The organism is Ponticaulis profundi, from assembly GCF_042659465.1.
Taxonomy (GTDB): Bacteria; Pseudomonadota; Alphaproteobacteria; order Caulobacterales; family Hyphomonadaceae; genus Ponticaulis; species Ponticaulis profundi.
In genome coordinates this window covers 305,582-325,900 of sequence record NZ_JBHSSW010000003.1, presented here as the reverse complement: position 1 = coordinate 325,900, position 20,319 = coordinate 305,582, and the positions used below count along the sequence as shown (strand labels likewise).

22 protein-coding genes and 1 tRNA gene are annotated in these 20,319 nt (G+C 56.9%); 14 read left to right on the top strand and 9 right to left on the bottom strand.

The window, feature by feature from the left end; translation table 11 throughout:
- The first annotated feature begins 69 nt into the window (after window positions 1–69).
- Window positions 70–315, top strand: a complete 246-nt coding sequence (locus ACFQDM_RS03165) for a hypothetical protein (protein ID WP_377375334.1) — start codon at window positions 70–72, stop codon at window positions 313–315.
- Here ACFQDM_RS03165 and ACFQDM_RS03160 read toward each other — a convergent pair whose 3' ends face one another.
- From ACFQDM_RS03160 to ACFQDM_RS03150, 3 genes are all read right to left on the bottom strand, one after another.
- Window positions 316–903, bottom strand: a complete 588-nt coding sequence (locus tag ACFQDM_RS03160) for an NAD(P)H-dependent oxidoreductase (RefSeq protein ID WP_377375333.1) — start codon at window positions 901–903, stop codon at window positions 316–318.
- A 130-nt stretch (window positions 904–1,033) separates the two neighbouring features.
- Window positions 1,034–1,558 (bottom strand): hypothetical protein, encoded by a 525-nt coding sequence (locus ACFQDM_RS03155; protein WP_377375330.1) that lies wholly within the window; start codon window positions 1,556–1,558, stop codon window positions 1,034–1,036.
- Window positions 1,559–1,643: 85 nt separating this feature from the next.
- Window positions 1,644–2,405 carry a dienelactone hydrolase family protein gene (locus tag ACFQDM_RS03150; protein ID WP_377375328.1) on the bottom strand — a complete coding sequence of 254 codons (762 nt, stop codon included), beginning with the start codon at window positions 2,403–2,405 and terminating at the stop codon, window positions 1,644–1,646.
- A 188-nt stretch (window positions 2,406–2,593) separates the two neighbouring features.
- Between ACFQDM_RS03150 and ACFQDM_RS03145 the strand changes: the two genes are divergently transcribed.
- Window positions 2,594–3,052 carry a hypothetical protein gene (locus ACFQDM_RS03145; RefSeq protein WP_377375325.1) on the top strand — a complete coding sequence of 153 codons (459 nt, stop codon included), beginning with the start codon at window positions 2,594–2,596 and terminating at the stop codon, window positions 3,050–3,052.
- Here ACFQDM_RS03145 and ACFQDM_RS03140 read toward each other — a convergent pair.
- The 3 genes from ACFQDM_RS03140 to ACFQDM_RS03130 form a co-directional block, all read right to left on the bottom strand.
- Window positions 3,049–3,762 carry a hypothetical protein gene (locus tag ACFQDM_RS03140; RefSeq protein ID WP_377375322.1) on the bottom strand — a complete coding sequence of 238 codons (714 nt, stop codon included), beginning with the start codon at window positions 3,760–3,762 and terminating at the stop codon, window positions 3,049–3,051. The two genes, ACFQDM_RS03145 and ACFQDM_RS03140, sit on opposite strands and share 4 nt — an antisense overlap.
- Before the next feature lie 72 nt (window positions 3,763–3,834).
- Window positions 3,835–4,734 (bottom strand): alpha/beta hydrolase family esterase, encoded by a 900-nt coding sequence (locus ACFQDM_RS03135; protein ID WP_377375319.1) that lies wholly within the window; start codon window positions 4,732–4,734, stop codon window positions 3,835–3,837.
- Window positions 4,735–4,894: 160 nt separating this feature from the next.
- Window positions 4,895–7,204: a methyl-accepting chemotaxis protein gene (locus ACFQDM_RS03130; RefSeq protein ID WP_377375316.1), complete on the bottom strand. Its 2,310-nt coding sequence runs from the start codon at window positions 7,202–7,204 to the stop codon at window positions 4,895–4,897.
- 423 nt (window positions 7,205–7,627) lie between these two features.
- Between ACFQDM_RS03130 and rpoH the strand changes: the two genes are divergently transcribed.
- Entirely contained in the window at window positions 7,628–8,518 is an 891-nt protein-coding gene (gene rpoH / locus ACFQDM_RS03125) for an RNA polymerase sigma factor RpoH (protein ID WP_377375313.1), read from the top strand.
- 78 nt (window positions 8,519–8,596) lie between these two features.
- On the opposite strand, the gene ACFQDM_RS03120 is transcribed toward rpoH, so the two are convergent.
- A complete protein-coding gene (locus ACFQDM_RS03120) occupies window positions 8,597–9,112 on the bottom strand; it encodes a hypothetical protein (protein ID WP_377375310.1) in 516 nt (171 codons plus the stop codon).
- A 179-nt stretch (window positions 9,113–9,291) separates the two neighbouring features.
- Between ACFQDM_RS03120 and ACFQDM_RS03115 the strand changes: the two genes are divergently transcribed.
- The 4 genes from ACFQDM_RS03115 (at window position 9,292) to ACFQDM_RS03100 (ending at window position 12,514) form a co-directional block, all read left to right on the top strand.
- Window positions 9,292–9,495 carry a hypothetical protein gene (locus ACFQDM_RS03115; RefSeq protein ID WP_377375308.1) on the top strand — a complete coding sequence of 68 codons (204 nt, stop codon included), beginning with the start codon at window positions 9,292–9,294 and terminating at the stop codon, window positions 9,493–9,495.
- 177 nt (window positions 9,496–9,672) lie between these two features.
- Window positions 9,673–10,116 carry an RrF2 family transcriptional regulator gene (locus ACFQDM_RS03110; protein ID WP_377375306.1) on the top strand — a complete coding sequence of 148 codons (444 nt, stop codon included), beginning with the start codon at window positions 9,673–9,675 and terminating at the stop codon, window positions 10,114–10,116.
- Between the two features lie 147 nt (window positions 10,117–10,263).
- On the top strand, window positions 10,264–12,102 hold the full coding sequence (locus ACFQDM_RS03105) for an SLC13 family permease (RefSeq protein WP_377375303.1): 1,839 nt from the start codon (window positions 10,264–10,266) through the stop codon (window positions 12,100–12,102).
- 67 nt (window positions 12,103–12,169) lie between these two features.
- Window positions 12,170–12,514, top strand: a complete 345-nt coding sequence (locus tag ACFQDM_RS03100) for an RcnB family protein (RefSeq protein WP_377375300.1) — start codon at window positions 12,170–12,172, stop codon at window positions 12,512–12,514.
- 21 nt (window positions 12,515–12,535) lie between these two features.
- On the opposite strand, the gene ACFQDM_RS03095 is transcribed toward ACFQDM_RS03100, so the two are convergent.
- Window positions 12,536–13,102, bottom strand: a complete 567-nt coding sequence (locus tag ACFQDM_RS03095) for a hypothetical protein (RefSeq protein WP_377375297.1) — start codon at window positions 13,100–13,102, stop codon at window positions 12,536–12,538.
- Between the two features lie 81 nt (window positions 13,103–13,183).
- Between ACFQDM_RS03095 and ACFQDM_RS03090 the strand changes: the two genes are divergently transcribed.
- Entirely contained in the window at window positions 13,184–13,990 is an 807-nt protein-coding gene (locus ACFQDM_RS03090) for a TrmH family RNA methyltransferase (protein WP_377375294.1), read from the top strand.
- 127 nt (window positions 13,991–14,117) lie between these two features.
- Window positions 14,118–14,192, top strand: a tRNA-Val gene (locus ACFQDM_RS03085).
- Here ACFQDM_RS03085 and ACFQDM_RS03080 read toward each other — a convergent pair.
- Window positions 14,163–14,333, bottom strand: coding sequence for a hypothetical protein (locus ACFQDM_RS03080; protein ID WP_377375291.1), 171 nt, complete (start codon window positions 14,331–14,333; stop codon window positions 14,163–14,165). The genes ACFQDM_RS03085 and ACFQDM_RS03080 overlap by 30 nt on opposite strands.
- A gap of 69 nt (window positions 14,334–14,402) precedes the next feature.
- On the opposite strand from ACFQDM_RS03080, the gene ACFQDM_RS03075 reads away from it, so the two are divergent.
- Genes ACFQDM_RS03075 through ACFQDM_RS03055 form a run of 5 tightly spaced genes read left to right on the top strand, consistent with a single transcriptional unit; the run spans window position 14,403 to window position 20,241 of the window.
- Window positions 14,403–16,535, top strand: a complete 2,133-nt coding sequence (locus tag ACFQDM_RS03075) for a TonB-dependent siderophore receptor (RefSeq protein WP_377375288.1) — start codon at window positions 14,403–14,405, stop codon at window positions 16,533–16,535.
- Window positions 16,536–16,542: 7 nt separating this feature from the next.
- Window positions 16,543–18,021 carry a tetratricopeptide repeat-containing sulfotransferase family protein gene (locus ACFQDM_RS03070; protein WP_377375285.1) on the top strand — a complete coding sequence of 493 codons (1,479 nt, stop codon included), beginning with the start codon at window positions 16,543–16,545 and terminating at the stop codon, window positions 18,019–18,021.
- Entirely contained in the window at window positions 18,018–18,308 is a 291-nt protein-coding gene (locus tag ACFQDM_RS03065; RefSeq protein ID WP_377375282.1) for a hypothetical protein, read from the top strand. Before ACFQDM_RS03070 ends, ACFQDM_RS03065 begins: the two co-directional genes overlap by 4 nt.
- Before the next feature lie 4 nt (window positions 18,309–18,312).
- Window positions 18,313–19,923 carry a PepSY-associated TM helix domain-containing protein gene (locus ACFQDM_RS03060; protein ID WP_377375279.1) on the top strand — a complete coding sequence of 537 codons (1,611 nt, stop codon included), beginning with the start codon at window positions 18,313–18,315 and terminating at the stop codon, window positions 19,921–19,923.
- Window positions 19,924–20,241: a DUF3325 family protein gene (locus ACFQDM_RS03055; protein WP_377375276.1), complete on the top strand. Its 318-nt coding sequence runs from the start codon at window positions 19,924–19,926 to the stop codon at window positions 20,239–20,241.
- Window positions 20,242–20,319: the final 78 nt, after the last annotated feature.

The window sequence follows — 20,319 nt, the reverse complement described above, 5'->3', positions numbered from 1 at the left end:
CACCGTTAATCCGGCATTCACGTCGATATGGTAAATAATCCGCCAGACAAGAATCAATCGAGCAAAGATATGAAGCTCCTGAATATTGAAGGCACTGTGGATGTGATTGGCGCGGCTGAAAAACGCGCCGACGGCATGGTGTATAGTGAAATGACGTTCCTGACCCGTAGTGGCGGGGAAGTGTTCGTGCGAAATGTGAGTGTCGACAAGGACCTCAGCGAAACGCTGCTGCCCGGTCTTTCCGGTCGCTTCGTGCTGCAGAAGAACCTGTTCTCGAACAAACTGGTGTCGGCGCAGATCGGCGTTTATTCCTGATCACCGCCTGACGATTTGCGTGCCGCGGCGGGCAGCAACATCAAGCCAGTGACGGATCTTTTCCGGTTTGGCGGCCTTCACCGTGCCGAACTGAAAGGTCCGCACAGGCTTTATGCCTGAAAACTTCATGACAAGCCGCTCCACCTGCCGTCCGGCAGGCCGGGCATATATGAGGCGGTCAAACCATCCGGGCGCATCTGCGGTGATGAAGACATCTGCCGAACGCCCTGTCAGAAGCTTGTCCCAGAACGCATCATGTTCGTGATAATTCATGGCAAAACCCGGCAGGAAGGCCCGGTCGAGCACGCCTTTCATCTTGGCCGGCATTCCGCCCCACCATTGCGGATAGAACCAGGCGAGATGATCAGCCCACAGGATGTTCTCACGCCAGGTTTCGAGGCAGGGTTCCAGCGTTTTGCGTGCGTGGTATCCGTCTGTCAGATCGACGTCGAAATCCATGTCGTGAAGATTCATCCGGCGTGTTTCAGCGCCTGCCGCCTCAGCGGCTTTCTGATAGGCGTCAGCAAGGCCTGCGCTCAGTGACTCGGATCGTGGATGCCCGACCCAGATGAAAATGCGTTTTGCCATAACCGCCCCCTGCATGCAGACGCCGACTGTGCCAGCGGTCCGGCCTTCAGACAATGCGACGTAAAAACCTTACCGCACAAGAAAACGGCTCCCAGTGGGAGCCGCTTCTCTTCAGGATTTGCCCGCCTGATTATCCGGTTTTGGCCGCTTTGACATATTCCTTCTTGACGATCTCACTGTCGTCATCGGTGTCATAGGCATCAAAGCGCGGTGCATATTCGCTGTCATAACCCTGCCAGTCAGAGAACTCTGTTCTGGAGATCATGCCGTCATTATTTGCATCCATCGCTTTGAAAGCGGCGTCATATTTGGAAGCCTGCAGATCGCCGATTGGTGGCTTGGTCTTCACGACAACGGCCTGCTCGTCTTCTTCCTGTGCTGGCGATGCGACTTTCATCACTTCGCGCTTGGTGACGTTATCAGATGTTGCCTTGGCCTCGTTCATCACAGCCTGCGGTGATGTATAGGTCTTGTCGGTTTTCGCCTTTTTGGCATCCTTGTCACCCAGAAGCGTGTTGTCAGCGTCCGTGATCTCTTCCGGCATGTCTTTGGTGATGGCTTTCGCCCCGTCGCGCGGCGGTTCCGCCTGCGCCATATATCCGGCACCAAGGAGTGTACTGAGCGCTGAAATCACAAGATATTTATGGGTTTTCATGTCCTGTCTCCCTTCCGTTCGTTCACCAAACCAACGGAAAGGACTTCAGAATGTTCCGAAATGTTTCGGCGGCTCAACCAGCACGCTATTCCGGCTGTGCGAGATACCGGTCGATAAAGGTCAGGAAGGATGACCAGGATTTCTCGTCAGCCAGCTTGCGATATCGATCACTTCCAAAAACGGTGAAAGCGTGGGGCGCACCGGAATAGACTTCCAGCTCATAGGGCACGCCTGCCTCTTCCAGCAGGCCAGCCAGATCGGTCGTATCGCTGAGCGGTATGCCGGAGTCCGCACCGCCATGCGAGATCAGGATTGGCGCGGTCGCTTCACTGTAGTTCTGCCCTTCAGGTGTCGCGAGCGTGCCGTGAAAGGTTGCATAGCCGACCACGTCTTGACCCTCGCCAGACCGCGCGAGTTCGAGCGTTGCCCCGCCACCAAAGCAATATCCCATCACGACGGAACGGGTGAGACCGGTTTCGGCCTGAGCGGCCTTCAGACCTGCGAGAATACGTGCCCGCATGGTTTCGCGGTCGCTATAGAGCTTGCCGGTTTCTTCCTTGCGCGCCTCAATCGATTCCGGGCGGTTGCCTTTGCCGTAAAGATCGACGGCGAACGCATCATAGCCTTTATCGGCGAGCATTTCCGCGCGCGTCATTTCGTAAGAGTCCAGCCCGTCCCAGTCATGGATGACAATGACCAGCCCCTTGGGCTCTAACGTGGACTCGGCCAGATAGCCTTCGAATGCCATGCCATCGAGTTCATAGGTAACAGATGTGCCCGCCATGGCCGGGCCAGCCAGGGCCAGAGCCGAGACCATTGATGACGCTGCGAGAAACCGTTTGAGCATGAAAACCTCCCTTTCAGATACCATTCACCGTTACTGACCTGTGCTTTTGAAGCCATTCGGCAAGACCTGTCCGCGCCAGCTTACGTCATTTGGCGAGGCTCGCATCTGAACAAGTCGTGAGACAAGCCATGAGACAAGTCGGGCGAACGCGACTAGGGTGATGTTTTATGACGGTTTGGGAGGCCGGAATGTTCAAACAACACTGCACCATATTGGCATCAGTCTTTCTGCTCGCTGCCTGCTCGACACCGGAAACAAGCCCGCCCGAGCTGCCCGCCCCGAGCGGGACACCGCAAACGAGTGAACGGCCTGTGGGCCTGACCGAGCGCCCGGATAGCTTCATGTCGGAAGGCCAGGAAGAATCCTGGGATGCGATCGACCATGAGGCCTGCGCCGAGAATGGCGGCATTGTTCAGATGGCCGGCATGCTGGGATATTATCGCTGCACGCTGATTTTTGATGATGCGGGCAAAGCCTGCTCAGACACGGATGACTGCATGGGCAAATGTCTCGCCGAAGACATGGCAATGAGCCCGGAAGAGACCGAAACAGAAGCCGTCGGAAAATGTGCGCAGACCGACAGCCCGTTCGGTTGCTATTCGCAAATCGTGGATGGCAAGCAGACGCCGACCATCTGCGTCGATTAGATCTTCAGGCGTATCCAGAGCTGTTCTGAATGCGCGAGCAGCTCTCCGTCTCTGGTGTAAAGCGCGGTGCCCGCACCGTGCTTGCGTCCATCCTCAAAGGTTTTCCAACCGGTCACGATCAACGGCTCACCCGGTTGCGGCCGTTTGATCAGCGACACGCTCATACGGGCCAGGACAACCGGGCCTTCGGTCATGCCGACGGCATAAGCGCCCGGACAATCGAGCGCCGCCCAGATGAATTCCGGCGCCACAAGGCCGTCATCTGCAGCCAGCCCCACATCCGGCGTCCAGACGTCGGCAACGCCCTCAAAGCCATCGACAGGGCCAGCAAAAATGCAAAGCCCATCGGGATAGTCCCGCGCCGGACCGCAGACAAAACAGTCCACAAATTCCAGCTCGTCTTTCTTCGGAAAATGAGCCGCACCTGTTTTTGCCGCCTCCAGAGTGGGCGGCGCGGGAGGCAGGCTGAGCGGTTCGCTCTCATAGGCACGCATGATGAGCGCATCGCCGCTGCGCGCTTCCAGACCGGCCTCGGTCTTTACAATGGCAATCGGGACATCCAGTGGCGGGGGCGCACGAAGCTCGACCGAAACAAGGCCCGACATGTGCTGCGCCAGCAGACCTGCACTATACCCGCCATTGCCGGTCGTCGGCGGTCCGTTGAAACGGCGCGCGATGGTGATGTCGGCAAGTGTTTCGGGCTTTTGCATGGTCCAGATCTCCCAATCCCTTCAAAGCTGGCACAGCGATGGACTGGCAGGCGCGGACTGTCAAATATGCGTTCAGCGACCCGATGGCTGCGAGGTCAGAAAACGCACAATCGCGGCATCGAGATCGAATGACGGAATGGCTTTCGGCCATTCATGCCCGCCGCGCGCCGAGACAATCGTTTCGACCCCAGACCCGCATTCACATGCGGCCTGCATCTGCCTTACACCGCCTGCCGGGCGATGGACTGTCGGCTCGCTGCAGGATTTGAGCGCCAGCAAGCGCTCTTCGACTTCTGCGAAAGACAGGTTCGGCGCCGTGCGCCAGCGTTCGAATTTACCGCCGGACCCTTCGAAATTGATCACGTCATCATTGCGGGCATGAATGGCGAGAACTGAGGTTTCGGCTGGCAATGAAGGCTGATCTTCAAACATGGCGCCGCTGATCGCAACGACATGGCTCGGCGCGTGTTCGAGCTGTGCGGCGAGCCGGTAAGCCAGCATCGCGCCATTTGAATGGCCAATCAGGGCAATGCGATCGGTATCGATGGGCACGCGCTTCATGAGGCTCTCAAGCACCGCATTCACATAGGCTGCATCATCAACATGTTCGCGTTCGGCAAAGGCGCAGCAATGGTCGGCATTCCAGGTACGCAGATTCCTGCGCCCCCAGCGAGCGGAGCCATTGAGATAGACGACGAGATAGCCTTTGGCGCGCAACTGACGGGTCAGGGCCTGAGACTGGGCCTGCATCTGATCGGCTGACCCACCGCCGCCATGAAAAATCATCGCCAGAGGCAGATCGCCTTCGAGCCGCCTTAACGGCGCTTCGATCAGAACTTTGCGCGGGGTCCCATCTGTATTCACATACATCATGGACGGAATGCCGCCCATCATGGGGACGCCGCCTGCTAACGCGCCTGGCGCACACAGGGCGGCCATCAAAGTCAGAAGCAGGCAGACACGACGCAACATAAGCTCATCCTGAAAACGTTTCAGTGCAGAGGCCGATACGCAGCCTCTGCACCTTCAACGCATCGTCGAAAGGATTCCGTCGCAAACAGGTTTTGACAAAGCAGGCCTGCGGCGACGGAACCCCGTCTTTGCCGCAGGCCTGCCCGCCAGGGTGAGCTCTTTAAGCCGCTTTGTCTGTCTTCTGGCGCTTGAAAAAGCGACCAATGACGCTGTTTGAGAGACGTTCGGAGAATTCGATGCCGGACTCACGCTCGGTCGACCAGGCTGTGCGGCCTTTCACCTTGCCTGAACCGCCTGGCAGTTCGATCTCCACATCGCCTTCCGAATGACCGGCAACACGGACACCACCTTCAGAAATATCGAGAATTTCTGTTGGTCGATGCACATTGCCGCTGGAGACGATGGCACGGCCTTCTGCAGGCTGGCGTTCATCCCTGCGGTTATCGGCAGCCGCAACAGCGCGCTGAATGATTTCCGGGATCGCACCATTTGCATCGCGAGATGATTGCGCCATCTGCTCTGCAAGCTCGGTAATGGAGACCGCGCCGTCAGACGTTTCGGTTGCCAGCTCGCTCAGCTCGCCGATCTGCTGCGCCAGATCCTCAATGGAGCGGCGGTTGTCAGACAGGAAGGCGGTAAAGCTGCTTGTGGAGGCGCGCTGCTCTTCGACCGCCGCAGCAACCGCAGAGGTGACGCCGCCAAGCGAATTGATCGAGTCCGCAATACGCGTGATCGTTTCCACAGCCTGATGGGTCTTGCCCTGAATGTGGTTTACGCGCTCGGTGATCTCGGACGCAGAGCGGTTTGTCTGAGACGCCAGCTGCTTTATCTCGGATGCGACAACCGCAAACCCTTTGCCGGCTTCGCCAGCACGTGCTGATTCAATCGTCGCATTCAGAGCCAGCAGGTTTGTCTGATCCGCCAGCTCAGAGATCAGACGGACAAAGTCGTTGATCTGCTGCGTCGCCTGTTCGAGCTCTTCGACACTCTCACGGGATTCAGCGGCGATGGTGACTGTGTCACGTGCCAGGGCATCGCCGCGCATAATGCTCTCTGCCACTTCCGAGATCGCAGAGTTCAGCTCCTGTGCCAGTTCAGACGCCCGATTGGTGTCGTCGAGCGACTTCTCGGTCGACCGATTGGCTTTCTGGGCATGCTCGCTCGCCATGTTGAGAGTCTGGCGCATATTGCCGACATTATCTGTCAGCTGCTCTGCGCGGGAGACAATGGCCGAAACGCTTTCATGTGTGGCGGTTTCCACCTCATTGGCCATACGGGCAAGCACGCGGCGGCGTTCAACCATGGCTTCACGCTCCTTCGCCGCATTCTCCTTCATCAGGATTTCCCGCTGCGAAGACATCTTCATGAAGGTCTGCGCTGCGCTGGCAAGAACGCCGATCTCATCACCACGGTCCTGACCTTTGATGTTCAGACCGGTTTCACCCTTGGCGAGCCTGTCCAGACTATCGGTGATGTCGACAATTGGCTTCACGACGCTCGAAATCATGACAATGGAAATACCGATGGACAGCAGGGTCACAAGGATCGCAATGGCAATCACAATGGCGGCATGGATCATGACTTCCTGCTTGCGCGCCGTCGCACTGGCTTTGAGATCAGACACAAGCTGTTCTTCGAGGGCCATCATTGCATCGATACGCTTCGTTGTCAGATCGAACCAGTCATTGCCGGTATATCCGGACAAAGACCCGCCATAGCCTGCAGAGACCAGAACCTCGCGAGCGCGGTTCACATCCTGAGATTCCTGACTGTCGAGCAGTGCCTGGAGCTGCGCATCCCATTTCTGGCCGACCAGCGCTGTGAACTCATCGAAATACGCCATCTGACGCGTCATCAGAGACATCACGCGCTGATGCAGATCTTCATTGATCTGACCTGTCGCAAAGATGTTTGACCCGACAGCGCGTTCCAGGCCTGCGCTTTCCTTGGAACGCATCAGCGAAAGCAGCGCCGACATGGAGGCAGCGGTTTCATCGCTGTTGGAAATGCGCGTGTTGTCGACGACGATATAGATCAGGTCCTCGATCATACGCGTGTATGGCCCGACCGCACTCTTGAGGTCGATGGACAGATTATCAATCTTCGCGCGATGGTCGCTGAGATCAGACAGACGCATCTCAAGATCAGCAAGGTGAGCCTGATGCTCTTTTGATGACAGCATTTTGCGGTCCTGCTCGAGCTCCGTCATGAACGCTGCCAGAGAGGCATCGGTCATCTCACGCTGTGTGTTGAGGCGATCTGCATAGCTTGCTTCACCGGAAGAGCCGATAAAGCCAGCCGACCGACCGCGCTCGCGTTGCAGCTCATGCACGAGCTCACTGAGCACCTCAGAGAAGCTCGTAATACGTTCAATCCGCGTCATCTTCTGAGAGAGGGCGACCTGCTCATAAACGAAGAATGCGGCAAAACCAAAAAGTGCCAGCGTTGGAATCAGAGCTGCGACAAGCATTCTCCAACGAATGGACACGGAGGACAGAAAATTCGAAACCACGCGACCAACCCCTAACTACTTCAAGTGTTAATTTTCTGATTGTTTTGATTAAGGAAAACGTACCTGTGATAGTGTTTCCAACTGATAAACGAGTTCAGTCGCCTTTTGATAGAAATGTCGATAAAGGGTCCGAAACACCCTGTTTTTTGCAACTTTTGGGTGCGACATTTTGCCATTTCAGAAAATTACGCTAGGGTAGGCTCTTAATCTGAATTCAGGTCTTCCGTTTATCAATAAACGTCCTAAATGGAATCGAGCGCGATCAATTGATGCGCATGAACTGCCCGCCCGGTCGCAGAATTCTGGGCCTTTTCTGGTGGGAAGTTTGAAACCTGCATGGATCGTCAACGTTGAGATTCTATGCTGCAAGGAGAATGTTAAATGGCCGGTACTTCCGTTGCGCTGTCCCCTGAGCAGGGGCTTTCGCGCTACCTCACAGAAATTCGAAAATTCCCGATGCTGTCGAAGGAGCAGGAATTCATGCTTGCCAAACGCTGGCAGGAGCATGAGGACACCGACGCCGCCGAACAGATGGTGACATCGCACCTGCGCCTCGTAGCAAAGATTGCCATGGGCTATCGTGGCTATGGCCTGCCAATGGCCGAAGTCGTGTCCGAAGGTAATGTGGGCCTGATGCAGGCCGTCAAGAAATTCGATCCGGACAAGGGCTTCCGCCTCGCGACATATGCGATGTGGTGGATCCGGGCCGCAATTCAAGAATACATTCTGCGTTCCTGGAGCCTTGTGAAACTCGGCACCACGGCTGCGCAGAAAAAACTGTTCTTCAATCTTCGCCGGATCAAGGGCGAGATCAACGCGATTGAGACCGGCGATCTGCGTCCTGAGCAGGTCACGGAAATCGCGACACGTCTGAATGTCAGCGAAGAAGAAGTCATTTCCATGAACGGACGCATGTCTGCGTCTGATGCCTCGCTCAACGCGCCGATCGGGTCTGCTGATGGCGATGGCGAGTGGCAGGACTGGCTGGAAGACGAAGACAATCCGGGTCAGGCAAAGGAATTTGCTGACCGTCAGGAATTCGATAGCCGGATGAGCCTTCTGGAAATGGCCATGGGTGAGCTCAACGAACGTGAGCAGCACATCATCACTGAGCGCCGCCTGAAGGACGAGCCAACCACGCTGGAAGACCTCTCAAAGGTCTATAATGTCTCACGTGAGCGTATTCGCCAGATTGAGGTTCGCGCGTTCGAGAAGCTTCAGAAGGCCATGACCAAAGCGGCCAAGGAGCAAGGCTTGCCGATGAGCGCATAACGCGCCTGGCTCCTTGCACAGCGAGATAAAAGGGCTGCCTGCGGGCAGCCTTTTTCTTTTTTTGCCCTGATCGAGCGGCTATTGCGACGGATTAAGACCCAGCTCTTTCATGAGCTCAGCGGCCAGCTCGCGATTTTCAAGTCTGTAGTCGAATTTCGAAACTTTCCACTCGCCGTCTTCCTGTACCCAGACGACATTCGATGTTGCCGTCGTATCCGGATGCTCATGCTGCGTGACGCATTCAACACGCCCGACAACAACATCAGCGTTCAGATCATCACTATGCGCCGTACAGGATGGCTGCTCTGACGAAAGAACCTCACCAGCCCCGTGCACGAAGTATGTGAGCTGACTGATGGCTCGCGGGCTCCAGCCCGGTGCTCCGTCCCGATAGATCGGATCGTCAATCTCTGGCAGCCCCTCCTCGAAAACCCGGTCCATGAAGGCCTGATTGACCTTTTGCGTTTCAAGCGACGCGGCAAACAGGCCGCCAAAGGACATCACACACGTTCCCAATGACAGGAGCACGAGGACAGCAACGCCGATTGCAATCCATTTTCCAGCTCCAGAGCCACGCTTTTTTACCGTTTCCATTCTATTCTCCCCCAGCCACCAGGATTGGTGACCTCATCCGAAAGACGCATTCCGTCACTGGCGGTTACGTGGCAGGATGGGAAAACGGCCAAAATTCTTGACGAAATGAGCTTTCAGACAGATTTTTGGGAACCAAACAAAAAGAAGAACGCTTTAAAGCGGATACGTTGGGGAGAAACATGTTCGGACACGTCGAAAACAAGCATAAAAAACAAGACCAGCAATTCAGCCAGTCGGAAATGGCCAACGCTGTGGACGCGACCAGGATCGCGAACTCTGCGCCGGTGAATGTGGCGCATGTCATGATCCAGTCCGACGCGCGCATTGATGGCGATCTGTACCTGTCTCAGATGGTTCAGCAGCTGAAAACCGGCAAACGCTAACCGGACGCGTCATCCACTTATGATATGCCTTTAACCGAGCCTCTCGCCCGGCTCGGGCCTCTGCGCGCCTAATGCACGCAACTTGCCGCTTTTCCCGTTCTGTCCTATGCGCAAGAGAACAGGCTCGCTCTGTGAGCGGCCATTATCAGACAATTCGGGAAGCTCTGATCACCCTTCATGATCTCGCAAAAAGCCAAATATGCCCTGCGGGCCATGTTCGCCCTGGCCGAAGCGACCGACGATACGCCGCTACGCATTGCTGATATTGCCGAAGCGAAAGCGATCCCACGCAAATTTCTCGAACAGATCCTTCTGGAGCTGAAACGTCAGGGACTGATTGTCAGCCGACGCGGCAAGATGGGCGGCTATCAATTGCTGCGCAGCGCTGACGACATCACCTTCGGTGAAGTCCTTCGGGTCGTTGACGGCCCGCTCGCGCCCCTGCCCTGTCTGTCCAAAACCGCCTATCACCGATGCGAGGACTGCCAGGACGAAGCGAGCTGTCATATCCGCCGTGTGTTTGCCAATGTCGCCGAAGCGACGCGGGATGTGCTGGACCGCACCAGCATTGCCGAGGCGATTGCATCTGGCCAGACCGAAGCCATGCTCGACGCTCAGTAACCGCCTGCCCTGCCTGCTCGTTTGACAGGCAGAAACGCGCCTGAAGGGTGAATTGAATTCACCTAAATTGACTATCTCTACCTTTTTAGTAGTCTTTAATCTGCGACTGGCGGATACACCGTCCGGGCGAAGGGGGAGCCTGCTTCCATGGAGACGATTTCGCAGTTTCTGGCACAGCCGCCAGTTCAGATAGGCATTGTTCTGGCCCTCACCGTGGCGGTGTTTGTCGGCTTTGTCTGGGAAAGACTTCCTGCCGATATTGTCGCCCTTCTCGCGCTTGGCATTTTGCTGGTGACCGGCGTGCTGACGACAAAGGATGCGCTGAGTGTCTTTTCCAATGCCGCGCCGATCACCATTGCGGCCATGTTCGTTCTGTCAGCCGCGCTGGAGCGAACCGGCGTTATCGATGCGGTTGGTCGCCGCGTGGTCAATCTCGCACAGACGCGCTCTCCGCTGTTTGCCATATTAGCGCTGATGCTCACCGTGATGGTGCTGTCTGCCTTCATCAACAACACGCCGGTCGTCGTGATCTTCATTCCAGTGGCGATTGCGCTCGCCAAGGCGTGCGGCATGCCCGCCTCACAAACGCTGATCCCGCTTTCCTTTGCCTCCATCTTCGGTGGCACAATGACGTTGATCGGTACCTCGACCAACCTCCTGGTCGATGGCGTGGTGCAGAGCGCTGGCCTTCAGCCCTTTGGCATTTTCGAGATCACAGGCGCCGGATTGATCCTGGCCTGTGTCGGCGCGCTTTATTTGGCGCTCGCTGGCCGCTTCCTCCTGCCGAAACGTCAGGCGCTGAGCGAGCTTCTGCCCAATCATGGTGACAGGCGCTTCTTCACGCAGGTCATTATTCCCTACGACTCCGATCTGATCGGCTACACGCTGGAAGAGGCTGGCTTTTCGACCACGCAGTCACGCTTGCGGGTGATCGACCTGTTCCGCGATAACATCTCGCAGCGCCACGATCTTGAGGCGATCTATCTGGAGCCGGGCGACCGGATCGTCCTGCGTGCCTCGGTTTCGGAAATCCTCACGCTGAAGGAAACCGGCATGATCTCTCTGCGCGGCGATCAGCCTGCGCCTGACACCCCAGGTGAGCTGGAGACGTTTGAAACCGTCAACACCCAGGAGACACAGGTGATGGAAGGCGTGATCGGTCCGCAATCGCGCCTGATTGGGCGCTCGCTGATCGGGCTGGGGCTCGCACGCCTGTTCGGTGTTTATGTGATTGCGGTGCACAGACGCGGGGAGAATGTCTCGGCCTCTTCGGACCGCTTCCATCTGGATGTCGGCGACACGCTGCTGCTGGAAGGCAGCGCGAATGGTCTGCGCCGCATGTTCGACGAAAACTATCTGAACAGCCTGACCAATGTGTCAGACCGGCCCGTCAAACGTGGCAAGGCCCCCATCGCCATCCTGACAATTCTCTCGGTTATGGGGCTTGCCGCCCTTGGCGTCATGCCGATTGCCGCGCTGGCGCTCATCGGGGCCGGCATTGTCATCGCGCTAGGGTGCCTCGACCACAAGGAAGCCTATCAGGCCATTCACCTCGACATTCTGATCCTGATTTTCGGCATGCTCGGGCTCGGCCTTGCCATGGAACAGACCGGCGCAGCACGCCTGATCGTGACGCAGCTTGCTGGCATGATGGAAGGCTGGGGACCGATTGCCATTCTGGCGCTGATCTATCTCGTAACGACGCTGCTGACCGAAATCATGAGCAATAATGCGACCGCCATTCTGATGACGCCGCTCGCCATCAGCTTTGGCCAGCATCTGGGCGTCGACCCGCGTCCCTTTGTGGTGGCAGTGATGTTTGCAGCCAGCGCGAGCTTTGCCACGCCCATCGGCTATCAGACCAACACGCTGGTCTATTCGGCGGGCGGGTATAAATTCAGGGACTTCCTGAAAATCGGCGCGCCGCTCAACCTGTTGATGATGATCACATCCATTCTGGTGATCCCGCTTTTCTGGGACTTCTGACGCCTCGGACAGCGCTGAGGGAACCGACCCTGCTCATGCCTCGTTAACTTTTGACGGAGGAAGAGACATGAAACCGTTCAGACCCGACACCGCCTTTATGGCCATCAGCGTGATCCCGCTCCTGTTAATGGCACCGACACTTGCCGACGACTTTGCAGCAGGCGACTGGGCAGCGCGCGACTGGGCGAAATCAACGCCTGCGCCTGTGAGCATGTCGTTCGAAAAAGGCGACTATGTCCCCGTGGAATTCGGTGAAGCGAACTGGCCGGAATATCGCGCCTTTAACCTGCCGCCCGCGCCGGATGGCTTTGACTGGGTCCGCGTTGAGGATCAGGCCCTGCTGATCAATGCCGCGACAGGTCAGGTCGAGAACGCCTATGACAATCTCGACGCCCGCCAGGCCACATCCTAGCCGGACCTTACCCGAACTGTATCAGGGCCGATTTTCATTTGAGTCCGACGCTGCCTCATGCTGTGACGCATTTTCGGACCCGGTCGCATTGTTGTTCTCAATACCGCTGAAATTATAGTCGAACCAGAGCAGACGCCAGTCACCCTCCTCCTTGCGCCAGCGCAGCGATAGCATTCCGTCCTTCCCGTCAATCGGCATCAACTTATCGCACTCGGCAAAGGTGCCAGACAGCTCTTCGGTGCTCGCCAGGGTGCGCATGGAACAGGACGACCCATTGCTGAGGTCGAAATCCTGATACCGCCAGAGGAAGGTGTTGACGGTGTCGATCCCGTCCTGGCTCCACCCCTCACCCGCAATGGAATAGATCGGACTGCCCGCTGGTGGCAGACCATCCTCGACGATCTCGGCGACAAATGCGTCATTGCGCTCCTGAAACGCCAGCACGCTCTTGAACAGATTGACGAACTGCCATGTGCAAGTCCCAACGCCCGCGCAGACAGCAACAATGATGAGGATGACGACCCAGCTCGGCATCCCCTTTTTGGACTTTTGTCCCTTGGTTTCATATTCCATATTGTCCCCCGACATTTGGTGTCGGAAATAAGAGAGCCTTCCTGCCCGCTTGGCAAGTCACCCGGCACATCGCCAATCCAAAGAGATCTCACCGCCTTGGCCCTGAACCTTCACGCCGTCACATCCAGAGATGACCCTCGTATTGCGCCCTATACGGCCGTGCGTGAGCGCGATCTGACAGGCCGTGACGGACTGTTTCTGGTCGAAGGCAAAGTCACGCTGGAGGTCTGCATCACGCGGGCCCGGTTCGATCTGGACAGCGTCTTTCTGGAAGAAGGCCGCGTGCCGGTTCTCGCCGAGCTGCTTGAGAAACTACCCTACAGCGTGCCGATTTACACAGCGCCGCAAAGCCTGATGGACCAGATTGCCGGCTTTCCGATCCATCGCGGCATTCTTGCCTGTGCGCGCAAAGCGCCGGAAACAGACTTTGGGGGCTGGCTATCGGCGCAAACGGGCGCCACGACGCTGGCGCTCTGCATTGGCACATCCAACCATGACAATGTCGGCGCGGTCTTTCGAAATTGCGCGGCGCTGGGCGCCGACGGCGTGGTGCTGGATGAGACAAGCTGCGATCCGCTCTATCGAAAGGCCATTCGCGTCTCCGCAGGCACGGCCCTCTGGCTGCCCTATTATCATGGTGGTAGCGGCGAAACGCTGCTCGATACGCTCAAAGGTGAGGGCTGGACGATCTGGACGCTCACCCCCGGAGAGACGGCAACCAATCTTTACAAGACACCCCGACCGGACAGGCTTTGCCTGGTGCTGGGGCCGGAAGGGCCGGGCCTGAGTGACGCCCTGCTTGCGCGCGGCGAACGGGTGCGCATTCCCATGGCGAACGCTGTCGACAGCCTGAATGTTGCGACAAGTCTTGCCATCGCCCTGTCGCACCGATTGTCGGGCTGAGCCAGCTTATGTCATGCCGCATGAAGTTTGCGCCATTTTCCGCAAAAAGCCGATTGACGAGCGATAGCGCTTTGTGATTTATGACCGCTTCCCGAAACGGGGCTTTTCTGCCCGGTTTTCCAAATGAGGGCGGTTAGCTCAGCGGGAGAGCACTACGTTGACATCGTAGGGGTCACTGGTTCAATCCCAGTACCGCCCACCATTTCTTCTGCCAAAACATGTCCCAGCAGCGAGACAAGCTCGCCTGAAACTGCGCCTGATCGCGTTCAGCGCGGCTCATTCTCATGAAATCGGCATTTTCACGCAGATTGATAATTATTATCAGTTGCAATGCCTCAAACAACTCGCTAGGCCCGAATTTGTTATTGCGAATTATTAGCAAATATTGATTTCGATTTTGGGACTGGGGATTATGACATCGAATTTTAAACCTTCCGGGCTCGCCGCACACCTGCTTGCTGCTGTTTCTGCAACAGCCCTGATCGCAAGCGCACAAACGGCATTTGCGCAAACAGAGAGCGACACATCAGACGAACTTCGTCAGGACACAATTGAGGTCAAAGGCCGCTTCCAGCAGTCCCTGATTGACCGCATTCCCGTCCCACCGGAAGAACTGCCTTTTACACTGAACATTCTCGACCGTGATTTTCTGGATGACCGGAACTTCACGCGCCCGATCGAGGCGCTGACCACGCTCCCGAACATCACCCTGTCTGAAGACCGGCTGGGCACGGGAACACCGAGCTTCAAATCCCGCGGCTTCTTTGCCAACGTTCTCGTCGACAACCGCGTCTCGAATGAGTTTCGCGGATCCGGCGCCCGCGATGATGCCTTTATTGACCGGTATGAAGTGCTCAAGGGACCTGCTTCCATCGCATTGGGCCCTGTTGCAGCGGGCGGCGTCATCAACGCCGTGACGAAATCACCGGAAGCCGAGCAATTTACAGACTTCAAAGTCCGCGCCGATCATTTCGGCAGTATTGGCGGCGAATTCGATTTCAACATGGGTGAGATCGAACAGGCTGACGGCGTGCTGTTCCGCCTGTCAGGCGCTTATCGCGACTATCAGTTTGACGCGGAAGAAACCAAACGCGAAACCTTTGCGATCCGGCCGGTCGTCGCGTTCGACTTCGGCCCGGCAACCGCGCTGAAAGCCAGCGTCTCCTATACAGAGACGACCTCCAATCCGAACTCCGGCTTTCCACTGATGTCTGATGGCAGCATTCCGGATGAAATCGACACCAGCACATTTACCGGCCTCGCCAATGGAGAAGCGGTCTCCAAGGATACCTATTACGCATCGGAATTCGTCCATGATTTTCTGGACAATCTGAAGCTGACCGTCCGTGGCAGCTATCAGGAAACCGACTTCGACTATCAGAACACGGTCGGTCTTTATAACTATAATTATGCCGATGGCGGACCGGGCATCGGCGCAAACGACCCGTATGTGTATGCCTATGGTTTTGCAGGCGCGACGACACAGGACGCGACATTCCTGGATGCACAGCTGGCCTATCAGGCCGAGTTCTGGGGTCAGCAGCAGGATTTCGTTGTCGGTGCCTCTTATAATGACACCAATTTCGAACGCGCGTTTGGCGCTTTCCCATTCGTTGAAGCGGTTCGCCTCGATGAGCTCGATGCGCCGCGCTTTGGCCCGGTACAGGACCCGGCGACGTTTGCGCCCTTCTCCTCGTTCGAAAGCGAGCTCAATTCGGTCTATGCAGAAGCCGCGATCCGCCCAACGGACCGGCTGACCGTCATTGGCGGCGTACGCTATGATGATGCGATCCGGATCAATACCCGCAGAGGCAATGCCGTCCCTTATGATGATGGCGAGGTCACCTTCCGGCTCGGCGCAACCTATGAAGCGACCGAAGACATCAATGTCTATGCGAGCTTCGCCCAGTCTTTCGACTCACAGTTTGGTGATCGGCGCGACGCCTCTCCCCTGCCCGCGGAAACGTCGGACGGTTATGAACTTGGGGCAAAAGGCGCGCTCTTTGACGGCATTGTGTCGTTTGAAACCGCCTTCTTCCATTCCATCCGCAAGAATGTCGGCGTGCTGGACCCGAATAATGGCCAGGGAGAATTCTTCTATGCCAGCATTGGTGAGCTGACCGTTCAGGGTTTTGAGCTCAGCGCCAACATTCGCCCAACCGACGCGTTAAATCTGAACCTCAATCTTGGCAGCACCGATGTCGAGGAAGAGGATGGCGCGCTCTTGCCTGCCCCTGCCATCATCGAAGAGACGGCCAGCGCTTATCTCAGCTATGAGGTTCAGACCGGCACGCTGGCTGGTCTGTCACTTGGCGGTGGTGCACGATATGTCGGCGATGTCGGCCTGTTTGACAGCTATACGATCGCTGATCTGAATGTGTCTTACCCAGTTCGTGAGAACATTGACGTCTCCTTTGATGTGCTGAACCTTTTCGATGAAACATATGTCGAAAACGCAGACAGCAATCCGGGCCAGAGCTTTACCTATGGTACGGTTCTGGGTGCCCCGCTAACCGCCGTCTTTACAGTGAGCGGCAGATTCTGAGGGTTTGATGCCCCCACCATCGCATACGGCCAGAGACTGGTTTGAAATCGGAGAAACATCACGGCGCGCTGGCAATCTTGCTGGCGCGCTTGATGCGTTTCGCAATTCTCTGAGAGCGAACCCGGCCGTTGTTGCGCCATGGATCGGGCTAAGCCGGGTTCTGGACGCCAACAGCCAGTTCGAAGAGGCGCGTCAGTGCCTGATGCGAGCGGTGGCGGTTGCGCCAGGCGATGAAACGGCGCGATTGCTTCTGGCGACCGCTCACAAGAATCTCGGCCATACCGATGCTGCCGAAACCGAATACCGCAATGTCCTGTCAGCGCATCCGCAAAGCGCCGCCGGGCATTTTGGGCTGGGGCAATTACAGGAGGATCTCGGCGCGCCCGAGGCTGCGGCCGCATCCTATCGCTCTGCCCTGTCGATTGAACCACACAATCGCGAAGCGCTCGCCTGTCTTCTGGGACTGGGCGCACATGTCGATATCGAAGACGAGCAGGCTGACGCCGCACGCTTACTCGAATCCGATATCCGTGACAGAGACAAAGCTCTGCTTGGATATGGACTTGGCAAGGCATATGACCGCCTGAAGCAATATGATGCGGCGTTCCATGCCTTTGAGACCGCGAATGCAGCGCGCCAGCGTCAGTCAGGCACATTTGATCGCAAAGCATTTGATGAACGCATCGACCGTCTGATCGACCTGTTTTCCGAAGATTTTTTCCACGCGCGCCGCCGTTGGGGCAATGCCTCCTCACAGCCGGTCTTCGTGGTGGGGCTGCCACGTTCCGGAACCACGCTGACCGAACAGATCATGTCATCGCATTCATCCGGTTTCGGAGCGGGCGAGCTGAACGTGCTGACAGACCTTGCGACCGGCACACCGGACCGATTGGGCAAACCCGATCCTGCCTGGCCTGACTGCGTGGTGCATTTGAATGAGCACCATATTGCGGAGCTGAGCGCCGACTATCTGCAACAGTCGCGAAGCAGAGCGCCAGACACGGCGCGCCGCGTCATTGACAAGCAACCGCTGAATTTCTGGCATCTGGGACTGGTGGCGCTGGCCCTGCCAAATGCCAGGATCATTCATTGCCGACGCGATATCAGGGACTGCGGCCTTTCGATTTTTGCACATAACTTCAATCTTCAGCAGACCTGGTCGACCTCGCTTGAGGACATCGCACATTACTGGCGCGGCTATCGCCGTCTCATGGCGCACTGGGAGGCCGTGACACAGCTGAACATTCTGACCGTCGACTATGAAGATACGGTCTCTGATCTTGAGACACAGGCGCGCCGGATCACAGACTTCCTTGATCTCGGCTGGGAGGCGCAGCTTCTGCAATTTCATGAGAATGACAGAGCGGTTCAGACGCCAAGCCGTTGGCAGGTCCGTCAACCGGTCTACCGCTCGGCCATGGCGAAATGGCGTCACTATGAGCCGCACCTTGGTCCGCTGACCGCAGCATTCGAGGCGCAGTCATGAGCGTTGTACGGCACACCAATCTGATGCGCACGCTGCGTCTCCTGTCCGCAACGATTGTCAGTTACGTCTTTGCGAACGGGCTGATGGCCCTGATGGGCACAGGGTTGCCGCATCTGGGCATGGTGCAAACCGAGGCTTTGCTGCTGGGGGTGCTTGTCGGTTGCCTGATGTTTCCGATCACCTTCATCTGGATCATCGCAACCCGCTATTTCCTGTCTGTCAGCGCAGGCATGCTGGCAGCGGCAATCGCCATGGTGATCCTCGCCCCGAAACTGGTGTCTGGATAAGGTCATGAGCACACGCATCACCAAATCCTTTCGCGACTCCATGGGATGGCTGCACACTTGGCTGGGGCTGGGGCTGTCGGCTGTGCTCTTCGCAGTGTTCTGGACCGGCACGCTGACGGTTTTCGACCGGGAGATTGACCAGTGGATGATCCCGGAACTTCGCTTTCCAGCTTCAGAGACTGTGTCCATTGACGAGGCCGTCCTGCCAAGACTGGACGACATCAACCCGGCGGTCGGATCTGAATTCTGGGTCGCACCGCCGCGTGACCGCATTCCCGCGATCCGCCTCTATTACGAAGATCAGAGCGGCCATACGCGCGAGGATTTCCTTGATCCGCAAACCGGTGCCACGCTTGATCTGACAGACAGTCATGCCGGAAGTGAGTTCTTTTTTCACTTCCACTACATGCTTCATATGCCCGGCATTCTTGGATATCTGGTCGTTGGTATTGCCGCCATGGGCATGCTGATCCTCATCATCTCCGGGCTTTTCATCCATCGAAAGATATTCCAGGAATTCTTCACTTTCCGTCCAAAGACCAGAACGCGGCGGGCATCTCTGGATTTCCATAATCTGACGGCAATGGTAGGCCTGCCGCTCCATTTCCTGCTGCCGCTCAGTGGTCTTGTGATCTTTGCAACGGTGTATTTTCCCTGGCCGATCAGCGTGCCTTATGAAGGCAATTTGCGGGCTTATAATGCGCAGATTGAGGGATATGCCCAGCACCATATCGACCTTGCAGACCGCCCCGGCGCGCCGGTCACCAGTCTGGATCGCTTTTACAATCGCGCTGAGGAAATCTGGCGCGCAGAGGAAGGCTCTGCAACAAGCGAGCCCGAATGGATGGGCATTTTCAATTACGGCGATGCCAACACCTATGTCTTTGCCGAACGGTATTTTCCAAGCCGCCGGGTCGCGATAGGCCCTGACCAGATCAGCTTCGATCCGCAGACGGGCGAGGTCCTGAACCGTTTCTCCCCCAAAACGATCCATCACGCCATGAACTGGCTGGAAGGCCTGCACTGGATTCAGTTCGATCACTGGCCTCTGCGCTGGCTATACTTTTTCGGCGGCCTGACCGGCTGCGCAATGATCGGCTCTGGTCTGATTTTCTGGATGCATTCGCGCATCAGAAAAGGCATGTCAGACCCGTTTTCCATTCGCTTTATCCGCGCGCTCAGCGTGAGTGCGATCTGCGGCGTCATACTGGCCAGTGCGGCCTTCATGATATCGAACCGTCTGATCCCGAAAAGCATTTCACTGGATGTACACCGCCACGATCTGGAGATCTGGGCATTCTTCGCGGTCTGGATTGTCAGCACGCTTCATGCCTGTCTTCGTGGCAAGGCAGCCTGGCATGAACAGAGTTTCGCGATTGGCGTTCTGGCGCTCATGGCCGTCGGACTGAACTGGCTGACCACAGGCGATCATCTGATCACCTCGATGACAAGTGGGTTGTGGGCTGTTGCCGGAGTGGACCTCATGCTGATCCTGACCTCTATCCTGGCCGGATATTTTGCGCTTCGTCTGAGCAAGGCATTTGCGACATCGGCAGGCCCTGACGCCAGCGGTGCGGCGAGCGCCCTGCCTGACAGACCTGCGGAGCAAAACTGAATGATCGCTGCGCTTTTGTTGATCCTGATTTTCGTGTCCGGCCTTCTGGGTTCTGTCTGGCTCTCGCTGAGCCAGCCGCGAAATCTCCGCAAGGTCGTCGATGGAAATGGTGCGCCGACGCCGCCCGCTTATTTCAGGCCGCTTGGATGGACACTTCTGGCGGTCTCGTTTGGGCTGTGCGTGCTTCGCGATGGCGGCGGCTTTGCGTTTCTCCTGCTTCCATTGGTCTTTACGCTTTCTGCATGTTTGGTCGCCTGGATGCTGGCATTTTACCCTTCCGCCCTGCGGTTTCTCGTTTCGTCTTCGACGTCCAGCTAGACGCTTCTCCCGTCCGTGAGACGAGCCCCTCTATTTTGTTTCGATAATTCCAGAACTGTCATTTTCAAAGCGGATGAA

Coding starts and splice junctions, on each gene's coding strand:
- ACFQDM_RS03070 (WP_377375285.1), top strand. CDS start 16,543: ATGCCCCCACCATCGCATACGGCCAGAGACTGGTTTGAAATCGGAGAA.
- ACFQDM_RS03155 (WP_377375330.1), bottom strand. CDS start 1,558: ATGAAAACCCATAAATATCTTGTGATTTCAGCGCTCAGTACACTCCTT.
- ACFQDM_RS03145 (WP_377375325.1), top strand. CDS start 2,594: ATGTTCAAACAACACTGCACCATATTGGCATCAGTCTTTCTGCTCGCT.
- ACFQDM_RS03105 (WP_377375303.1), top strand. CDS start 10,264: ATGGAGACGATTTCGCAGTTTCTGGCACAGCCGCCAGTTCAGATAGGC.
- ACFQDM_RS03140 (WP_377375322.1), bottom strand. CDS start 3,762: ATGCAAAAGCCCGAAACACTTGCCGACATCACCATCGCGCGCCGTTTC.
- ACFQDM_RS03055 (WP_377375276.1), top strand. CDS start 19,924: ATGATCGCTGCGCTTTTGTTGATCCTGATTTTCGTGTCCGGCCTTCTG.
- ACFQDM_RS03100 (WP_377375300.1), top strand. CDS start 12,170: ATGAAACCGTTCAGACCCGACACCGCCTTTATGGCCATCAGCGTGATC.
- ACFQDM_RS03135 (WP_377375319.1), bottom strand. CDS start 4,734: ATGTTGCGTCGTGTCTGCCTGCTTCTGACTTTGATGGCCGCCCTGTGT.
- ACFQDM_RS03160 (WP_377375333.1), bottom strand. CDS start 903: ATGGCAAAACGCATTTTCATCTGGGTCGGGCATCCACGATCCGAGTCA.
- ACFQDM_RS03165 (WP_377375334.1), top strand. CDS start 70: ATGAAGCTCCTGAATATTGAAGGCACTGTGGATGTGATTGGCGCGGCT.
- ACFQDM_RS03150 (WP_377375328.1), bottom strand. CDS start 2,405: ATGCTCAAACGGTTTCTCGCAGCGTCATCAATGGTCTCGGCTCTGGCC.
- ACFQDM_RS03110 (WP_377375306.1), top strand. CDS start 9,673: ATGATCTCGCAAAAAGCCAAATATGCCCTGCGGGCCATGTTCGCCCTG.
- ACFQDM_RS03115 (WP_377375308.1), top strand. CDS start 9,292: ATGTTCGGACACGTCGAAAACAAGCATAAAAAACAAGACCAGCAATTC.
- ACFQDM_RS03060 (WP_377375279.1), top strand. CDS start 18,313: ATGAGCACACGCATCACCAAATCCTTTCGCGACTCCATGGGATGGCTG.
- ACFQDM_RS03075 (WP_377375288.1), top strand. CDS start 14,403: ATGACATCGAATTTTAAACCTTCCGGGCTCGCCGCACACCTGCTTGCT.
- ACFQDM_RS03130 (WP_377375316.1), bottom strand. CDS start 7,204: ATGCTTGTCGCAGCTCTGATTCCAACGCTGGCACTTTTTGGTTTTGCC.
- ACFQDM_RS03065 (WP_377375282.1), top strand. CDS start 18,018: ATGAGCGTTGTACGGCACACCAATCTGATGCGCACGCTGCGTCTCCTG.
- ACFQDM_RS03095 (WP_377375297.1), bottom strand. CDS start 13,102: ATGTCGGGGGACAATATGGAATATGAAACCAAGGGACAAAAGTCCAAA.
- ACFQDM_RS03120 (WP_377375310.1), bottom strand. CDS start 9,112: ATGGAAACGGTAAAAAAGCGTGGCTCTGGAGCTGGAAAATGGATTGCA.
- rpoH (WP_377375313.1), top strand. CDS start 7,628: ATGGCCGGTACTTCCGTTGCGCTGTCCCCTGAGCAGGGGCTTTCGCGC.